This window comes from Streptomyces sp. NRRL F-6492, from assembly GCF_001280125.1.
GTDB lineage: Bacteria > Actinomycetota > Actinomycetes > Streptomycetales > Streptomycetaceae > Streptomyces.
Window position 1 is genome coordinate 42,650 of the sequence record NZ_LGEG01000245.1, and the last position, 7,440, is coordinate 50,089.

Consider the following 7,440-nt stretch of genomic DNA (forward strand, 5'->3'; position numbering starts at 1 on the left):
CGCATGTCACGCACAACAGGAAGGCAGCGGGCCGATGAAGCGGGTGCTGGTGGTGGAGGACGACGCACAGCTCGCACGAGCGCTGGTGACCAACCTGCGGGCGCGCCGGTACGCGGTGGACTCGGTACCGGACGGCACCTCGGCGCCCACCCTCTCCGTCGTCCGCACCGGCCGCGGGCGGTCCGGTCGGCACCGACGGCTTCACGGTCGACCTGCTGGCCCAGCAGGCGCGGCGCGAGGTACGGCTCACGCCGACCGGACGGCACCTGCTGGAGGTCCTGATCAGGCCCCCGGAAAGCTCACGGGCCGGCGCCACCCGCCCGAAGAGGTGTGGGGGCCGGGCTACGGCAGAAAGACGAACCACCTTCGGGTCTGCACGGCCCGGCTGCGACGCGAGCGGGAAGCGGACCCCTCGCACCCGCGTCACCTGATCACCGAGCCCGGCACGGGCCACCGGTTCGAACCGTAGGAGAGACGCGCACATGAGACGCGGAAAGCTGCGCATCTACCTGGGAGCGGCTCCGGGCGTCGGCAAGACGTACTCCATGCTCTCCGAGGGGCACCGGCGCGTCGAGCGGGGCACGGACTGCGTCGTCGCGTTCGTCGAGCACCACGACCGGCCCCGGACCGAGGTCATGCTGCACGGTCTGGAGACCGTCCCGCGCCGCACGATCGAGTACCGGGGCACGTCCTTCACGGAGATGGACGTGGACGCGGTCCTGGCCCGGCGCCCCGCCGTCGCCCTCGTGGACGAACTGCCGCACACGAACGTACCGGGCTCGCGCCACGCCAAACGGTGGCAGGACGTCGCCGAACTGCTCGCGGCCGGCATCGACGTCGTCTCGACCGTCAACATCCAGCACCTGGAGTCGCTCGGGGACGTCGTCGGCACCTGGAGTCGCTCGGGGACGTCGTCGAGGCGATCACCGGCGTCCGGCAGAAGGAGACGGTCCCCGACGAGGTCGTCCGGCGCGCCGACCAGATCGAGCTGGTCGACATGTCGCCGCAGGCGCTGCGGCGCCGGATGGCACACGGCAACGTCTACAAGCCGGACAAGGTCGACGCGGCCCTCTCCCACTACTTCCGCCCCGGCAACCTCACCGCCCTGCGCGAGCTGGCCCTGCTGTGGACGGCCGACCGGGTCGACGAGTACCTCCAGGAGTACCGGACCGAGCACCGCGTCTCGAAGATCTGGGGTTCGCGGGAACGGATCGTCGTCGGCCTCACCGGGGGACCGGAGGGCCGGACCCTGATACGGCGTGCCGTACGCCTGGCGGAGAAGGGCGCGGGCGGTGAGGTGCTGGCCGTCTACATCTCCCGCAGCGACGGCCTGACCTCGGCGTCCCCGAAGGAACTCGCCGTCCAGCGCACTCTCGTCGAGGACCTGGGAGGCACCTTCCACCACGTCGTCGGCGACGACGTCTCCGCCGGCCTCCTCGCGTTCGCGCGCGGGGTCAACGCCACCCAGATCGTCCTCGGTGTGAGCCGCCGCCGGTCCTGGCAGTACGTCCTCGGGCCGGGCGTCAGCGCCACGGTCGCCCGTGAGTCCGGCCCCGATCTCGACGTCCACATCGTCACTCACGACGAGGCGGCGAAGGGCCGCAGCCTGCCGGCCCCCGCCCGGACACGGCTGGGTCGGTCCCGTACCCTGTGGGGCTGGGCCGTCGGCCTTGCCGGGCCCGTCCTGCTCACCCTGCTGCTGAGCGGCGTCCTGCCCGATGTCGGCCTGGCCAACGACGTACTGCTCTTCCTGGCGCTCACCGTGGCCGCAGCCCTGCTCGGCGGGCTCAGACCGGCCCTGGGGTCCGCGGCCGTCGGATCGCTGCTGCTCAACTGGTACTTCACCCCGCCGCTCCACCAGCTCACGATCGCCGACCCGCGCAACATCGTCGCTCTGGTGATCTTCGTCGGGGTCGCCGTCCCGGTCGCCTCCGTGGTGGACGTCGCCGCCCGCCGCACGCATCAGGCGGCCCGGCTGCGGGCGGAGGCGGAGACGCTCTCCTTCCTCGCCGGCAGCGTGCTGCGCGGGGAGACCGGTCTGGACGCCCTGCTCGAACGGCTCCGGGAAACCTTCTCCATGGAGTCGGTGGCGCTCCTGGAGCGCGGTGAGGACACCGGACCGTGGTCCTGCGTCGCCGCCGTCGGCCACCGTCCCGTCAGCCGCCCCGAGGCCGCGGACGTGGACGTACCTGTCGGTGACCACCTGGCCCTCGCCCTCACAGGCCGTGTCCTGCCGGCCGAGGACAGGCGCGTTCTCGGTGCCTTCGCGGCCCAGGCCGCCGTCGTCCTCGACCGGCAGCGCCTCCTGGACCAGGCGGAGAAGTCCCGCGAGCTCGCCGAAGGCAACAAGATCCGCACCTCGCTCCTCGCCGCCGTCAGCCACGACCTGCGCACTCCGCTCGCCGGCATCAAGGCGTCCGTCTCCTCCCTGCGGGCCGACGACGTGGAGTGGTCGGAAGCGGACCGCGCGGAATTGCTCGCGAACATCGAGGACGGCACCGACCGGCTCGATCACCTGGTCGGCAACCTCCTCGACGTGTCCCGCCTGGAGACCGGAACCGTCACGGCCGTGATCAGGGAGACCGACCTCGACGAGGTCGTCCCCATGGCGTTGCTCGGCGTCCCCGAGGGCAGCGTCGACCTCGACGTCCCCGAGACGCTCCCGATGGTCGCCGTCGACCGCGGCCTGCTGGAACGGGCCGTCGCCAACATCGTGGAGAACGCCGTCAAGCACAGCCCGCACGGAGAGCCCGTCCTCGTCTCGGCGAGCGCCCTCGCCGGCCGCGTCGAACTCCGCGTCGTCGACCGCGGCCCCGGCGTCCCCGACGAGGCCAAGGAGCGCGTCTTCGGAGCCTTCCAGCGCCATGGCGACGCACCGCGCGGTGAGGGCGTCGGCCTCGGCCTGGCGGTGGCCCGCGGATTCGTCGAGGCGATGGACGGCACGGTGACCACCGAGGACACCCCCGGAGGCGGGTTGACCATGGTGCTCGGCCTCCGCACGGCAGACGGCCCTCACCGGCCGCGCCCAGACCCCTCCACGGAGAAGGAGACGTGAGGGCATGACGGCTCGGTCGTCTTCCCACGGGCCCGGAACGGTTCTGGGGCGACTGCCCGAAGGGCCGTCGGGCGACAGGACGAAAGGCGACGCGGGTTTCGAAGAGCCTGCCCGGCCGGCCTCGACGGCGAGCCCGGATGGTCCGTCGTCGCAACCGGACGCCTGCCGGGCGGGTAGGTTGCCCCCTGATACGGGAACGAGCGGAACGAGGGGTCAGTGACACAGCGGAACGGCAAAGAGGAGGGGCTTCTGCCTTCGGCGGTGGTGGACTGCGCGTTGTACGAGGACGGCTGTCGCGTCCCGGGCCAGGTGGGCCTGGAGGCGATCAAGGAACGGATAGACCCGCAGGCCGGACGGTTCGCGTGGATCGGTCTGTACGAGCCCACCGCGGAGCAGTTGCAGGAGGTGGCCGACACCTTCGGCCTGCACCCCCTGGCGGTCGAGGACGCCGTCCACGCCCATCAGCGTCCCAAGCTGGAGCGCTACGGCGACATGCTGTTCCTGGTGCTGAAGACCATCGTCTACGTCGACCACGAGAAGGTCACCGCGACCAGCGAGATCGTCGACACCGGCGAGATCATGGTCTTCGCCGGCCCCGGCTACGCGATCACCGTCCGCCACGGCAGCGCGCCCCCGCTGGAAGGCGTACGCCGCCTGCTCCAGGAGGACCCCCAGCAGCTGGGCTGTGGTCCCGCCGCCGTCCTGCACGCGGTGGCCGACATGGTCGTCGACCGCTACATGGTCGTCGCCGACGCCTTCGCCGGCGACGTCGACACCCTGGAAGCCGAGGTCTTCTCCCCCGACACCCCCGTCGACGCCGCGCGCATCTACCAGCTCAAGCGGGAACTGCTGGAGTTCAAACGCGCCGTCATGCCCCTCGCCGGCTCCCTGCAGCGCCTGAGCGACAACAACGCGCCGGGAATCCCGCCGAAGGTGGCCACCTACTTCCGGGACGTCGCCGACCACCACCAGCGCGTCAGCGAACAGATCCTGTCCTTCGACGAACTGATCACCGGCATGCTCACCGCCAGCATCGCCCAGCTCGGCGTCCAGCAGAACGCCGACATGCGCCGCATCAGCGCCTGGGCCGCCCTCATCGCCGTCCCCACCATGATCGTCGGCATCTACGGCATGAACTTCGAGCACATGCCCGAACTCGCCTCCCCCTACGGCTACCCGGCCGTCTGGCTGGCCATGATCACGGTGTGCACGGTCGTCTACCGTGCGCTCCGCCGCAACAAGTGGCTCTGACCGGCGTTGCCGCCGAAGCGGTTCCGTCCGATGCCGACGGCGCCGATCCCGTGAAGAAGGGCCACGTGGCAGACCGGTCCTCGGAGCCGGCGCCCTGATCGACACGAGGGCGGCAGCCGGGGGCGACCGACAGGGCCGTCCCCGGCGAGGCGACGGTCCTGTCGCCCCGGCCCCTTCACCGGCAGGGCCCGGGAGGTGCCCTCACTCCCCGACGTCCCTGCCGCGGAAGTCCTCCAGCGTCTCGCGCCGCAGCAGCACCCGGGCCGTGCCGTCGTGGACCGCGACGACCGCGGGGCGGCCCACGAGGTTGTAGCCGGAGGCCATGGACAGCTGGTAGGCGCCGGCCACCGGTACGGCGAGCAGGTCGCCGGGCCGGACGTCGCCGGGCAGCTCGGCGTCGGCGGCGAGGACGTCACCGGCCTCGCAGTGCCGGCCCACCACGGTGACCGCACGGGCTTCGGCCGTCGAGCGGCGGCCGACGAGACGGGGCGCGTAGCGCGCTCCGTACAGGGCGGGACGCGGGTTGTCGCTCATGCCTCCGTCGACCGCGACGAACACCTTCCCGCCGGTGTGCTTGACGGCGAGCACCCGGTACAGGGCGATCCCGGCCGGTCCGGCCACGGCCCGTCCGGGCTCGACGACGAGCCGGGGGAGGGGCAGCCGGGCGGCGGCGCAGCCCTCGGCGAGTTCCGCGCGCAGCCGCCCGGCGAGGGCGGTGAGGTCGAGGGCGGGCTCGCCGGGCCGGTAGGCGATGCCGTGGCCCCCGCCCATGTCCAGCTCGGGCAGGGTGACGCCGTGCGCGTCACGGAGGCGGGCCATCAGCCCGACCATCCGGCGCAGGGCCACCAGATAGGGTTTCACCTCGGTGATCTGGGACCCGATGTGGCAGTGCAGGCCGGTCAGTTCGAGCCCGGGCTGGTCCAGGATCCGCGCCAGGGCGTGCTGCGCCGAACCGTCGGTGGGGGACAGCCCGAACTTCTGGCCGTCCGTGCCGGTGCGGATCTTGTCGTGACCGCCGGCCGAGACGCCCGGCACCACGCGCACCATGACCTTCTGCCGGCCGCCCGGGGCGACGGCGGCCGCGATCCGGGCGATCTCCGACGGCCCGTCGACGACGATCCGGCCCACGCCGAGGCGCAGTGCCGTCGTCAGGTCGCGGGGCGACTTCGCGTTGCCGTGCAGCACGATGCGCTCCGGGGGGAAGCCGGCCAGGACGGCGAGTTCCAGCTCTCCGGCGGAGCACACGTCCAGGCCGAGTCCCTCCTCGCGCACCCAGCGGGCCATCGCGCGGGACAGGAAGGCCTTGGCCGCGTACAGCACGTCGGCGTCGGGGAAGGCGTCCCGGTAGGTCCGGCAGCGCCCGCGCACCTCGTCCTCGTCGACGACGTAGAGCGGGGTGTCGAAGCGTGCGGCCGCCTCCGCCAGTGACACCCCGCCGACGGCCAGGTGGCCGTGCGGGAGGAGCCGGGCGGACGCGGGCCACAGGGAGAGGTCCGCCGCGTCGGCGGCGACCCCGGTGACGGTCTCGGCGGTCATCGAAAACCTCCTCACAGGGCACGGGCCGCGACCCCGGCGGTGTCCGCCGGCAGACGGGTGACGGCCGGGGCGGTGAGCGTCGGGTCGATCGTCAGCCGGCACGCGCCGAGGGGCGAGGTCAGCGCGCGCAGCGCCGGCTCGGACAGCCGGATCCAGGGCTGCTCCGGACCGAGGGCCGTGGCCAGCAGCTCGGGGCGGGTGAACCCGACGGCGGTGCGCTCGCCCAGGGGGGTGCGGAACACGCGCAGCACCACCTCCGTCGTTCCCGGCCGGACGGGCACGTGGAGGAGTCCGGCCGGGACCGGTTCCTCGGGCTCGGGATCGTCGTCGTACCGGAACAGACACATGGGGCTCTCCTTGCCGGAACCGCGGGGGACGGACGGGCCCCGGGCGCGGGGAGGCGGACCGGGGCACGACGACGAAGCTATGCGCGCACCTCATCGCCCGGGACGGCCCATGACGGGTCCCTTACGGTGGACGGCCCGGTCCATACGCGTCACTGACGCACGGTGCCGGCCGACGCCGTGAAGGACGCCCCCGTCGGCAGCGGTCGGCGGGGTCCCCGTTCACCGGGCCGAGCCCGTGGCAGTCCGGCAAGCCGATCACCGCGCTGCGACGCGAGGGGGCGAGGGGGGCCCGGTCCGCGAGGGCCGGCCGTGGAGCCTGCCGCTGGAGGACCGGGGCCCGCTGTTCGCGGCGTACTGGCGGACGAACCTGACGCCGCGACGGATCGCCCCGCTGTCCGGGGTGTCGAAACCGGCTGCCGACCGCGTCATCGACCCTATCGGGCAGTCACTCGCGCTCCAGCCCCGCAAGCGGTTCCGCGAAGGCACCGTGCTGATCGTGGACGGCACCCTGGCCCCCACCCGCGATCACGCCGTCGCCGAGCAGCCGAAGAGCCATCGGTACTCCACCGGCCACCTGGAAGATCCTCTGCGACCGCCGACCGAAAGGCGACGGTGTCCACCACGCCGTGCTCGGCATCGCGCGCCCGCACGACCTCACCCTCGCCGGTTGACGGGGAGACGGGCTGGTCAACCGGCAAGCCGCGGATCGTTTACGGGACAGCGCCCAGGCGACAACACCTCTGTGGAACAGGCGCACGAGTGGTGGTGATTGCTCTGCGTGTGGGTGTGGCGGTAGGACTTTTGCGGGCTGTCCGGGGGGTTGTGGGACGCAGCACCGATCCTCGGTGGGTGGGGTGCCGAAGGATCAGTGGACTCGCCTCATCGAGGATGCGGGCCGTTCGTCGATCGGAGTTCTCTCGTGCGCATTCGACTCGCCGCGACCGCTGTCGCTGCTGCCGCGGTGGCCGCTTCCCTGCTCTCTCCTGTCATGGCGTCGGCGGAGGCCGGCGGCGGTGACCCGTTCGGTCCGCGGGGCCGGGCCGCGCACCACGGTCTGATCAGCGTGGGCCTGACCTCGGACCAGCGTCTGGTCGGTTTCGACGTCCGCGACCCCGCCGACACCTGGTCATTCGGCAGGATCACCGGCCTCAGGGGCGACGGCAGGCTGGTGGGGATCGACTTCCGCGTCCAGAACGGCAAGCTGTACGGCGTCGGCGACAAGGGCGGCGTCTACACCCTCGACGACAAGGC

Annotated in this window: 4 protein-coding genes and 2 pseudogenes; 4 read left to right on the forward strand and 2 right to left on the reverse strand. The window is 72.5% G+C overall.

Annotated elements, in window-relative coordinates; translation table 11 throughout:
• Positions 1 to 482: 482 nt before the first annotated feature.
• Both ADL08_RS26890 and ADL08_RS26895 read left to right on the forward strand, forming a co-directional pair.
• Positions 483 to 3,055, forward strand: a pseudogene (locus tag ADL08_RS26890) (ATP-binding protein).
• 216 nt (positions 3,056 to 3,271) lie between these two features.
• Positions 3,272 to 4,306: a magnesium and cobalt transport protein CorA gene (locus ADL08_RS26895; protein WP_053647414.1), complete on the forward strand. Its 1,035-nt coding sequence runs from the start codon at positions 3,272 to 3,274 to the stop codon at positions 4,304 to 4,306.
• A 201-nt stretch (positions 4,307 to 4,507) separates the two neighbouring features.
• Here the strand turns inward: ADL08_RS26895 and lysA are convergent, their stop codons facing one another.
• Both lysA and ADL08_RS26905 read right to left on the reverse strand, forming a co-directional pair.
• Complete coding sequence (gene lysA / locus ADL08_RS26900) at positions 4,508 to 5,842, reverse strand: diaminopimelate decarboxylase (protein WP_053647416.1); 1,335 nt, start codon at positions 5,840 to 5,842, stop codon at positions 4,508 to 4,510.
• A gap of 11 nt (positions 5,843 to 5,853) precedes the next feature.
• Positions 5,854 to 6,189, reverse strand: coding sequence for an SAV_915 family protein (locus ADL08_RS26905; protein ID WP_053647418.1), 336 nt, complete (start codon positions 6,187 to 6,189; stop codon positions 5,854 to 5,856).
• Positions 6,190 to 6,341: 152 nt separating this feature from the next.
• Between ADL08_RS26905 and ADL08_RS35965 the strand changes: the two are divergent.
• A pseudogene (locus ADL08_RS35965) lies at positions 6,342 to 6,763 on the forward strand (hypothetical protein); the annotation flags it as partial.
• Positions 6,764 to 7,108: 345 nt separating this feature from the next.
• A partial coding sequence (locus ADL08_RS26910) for a DUF4394 domain-containing protein (protein WP_234352273.1) occupies positions 7,109 to 7,440 on the forward strand: 332 nt, incomplete at its 3' end.

Excerpts from the sequence above, each read along its gene's own strand:
- ADL08_RS26905 (WP_053647418.1), bottom strand. The coding sequence starts at position 6,189 with ATGTGTCTGTTCCGGTACGACGACGATCCCGAGCCCGAGGAACCGGTC.
- lysA (WP_053647416.1), bottom strand. The coding sequence starts at position 5,842 with ATGACCGCCGAGACCGTCACCGGGGTCGCCGCCGACGCGGCGGACCTC.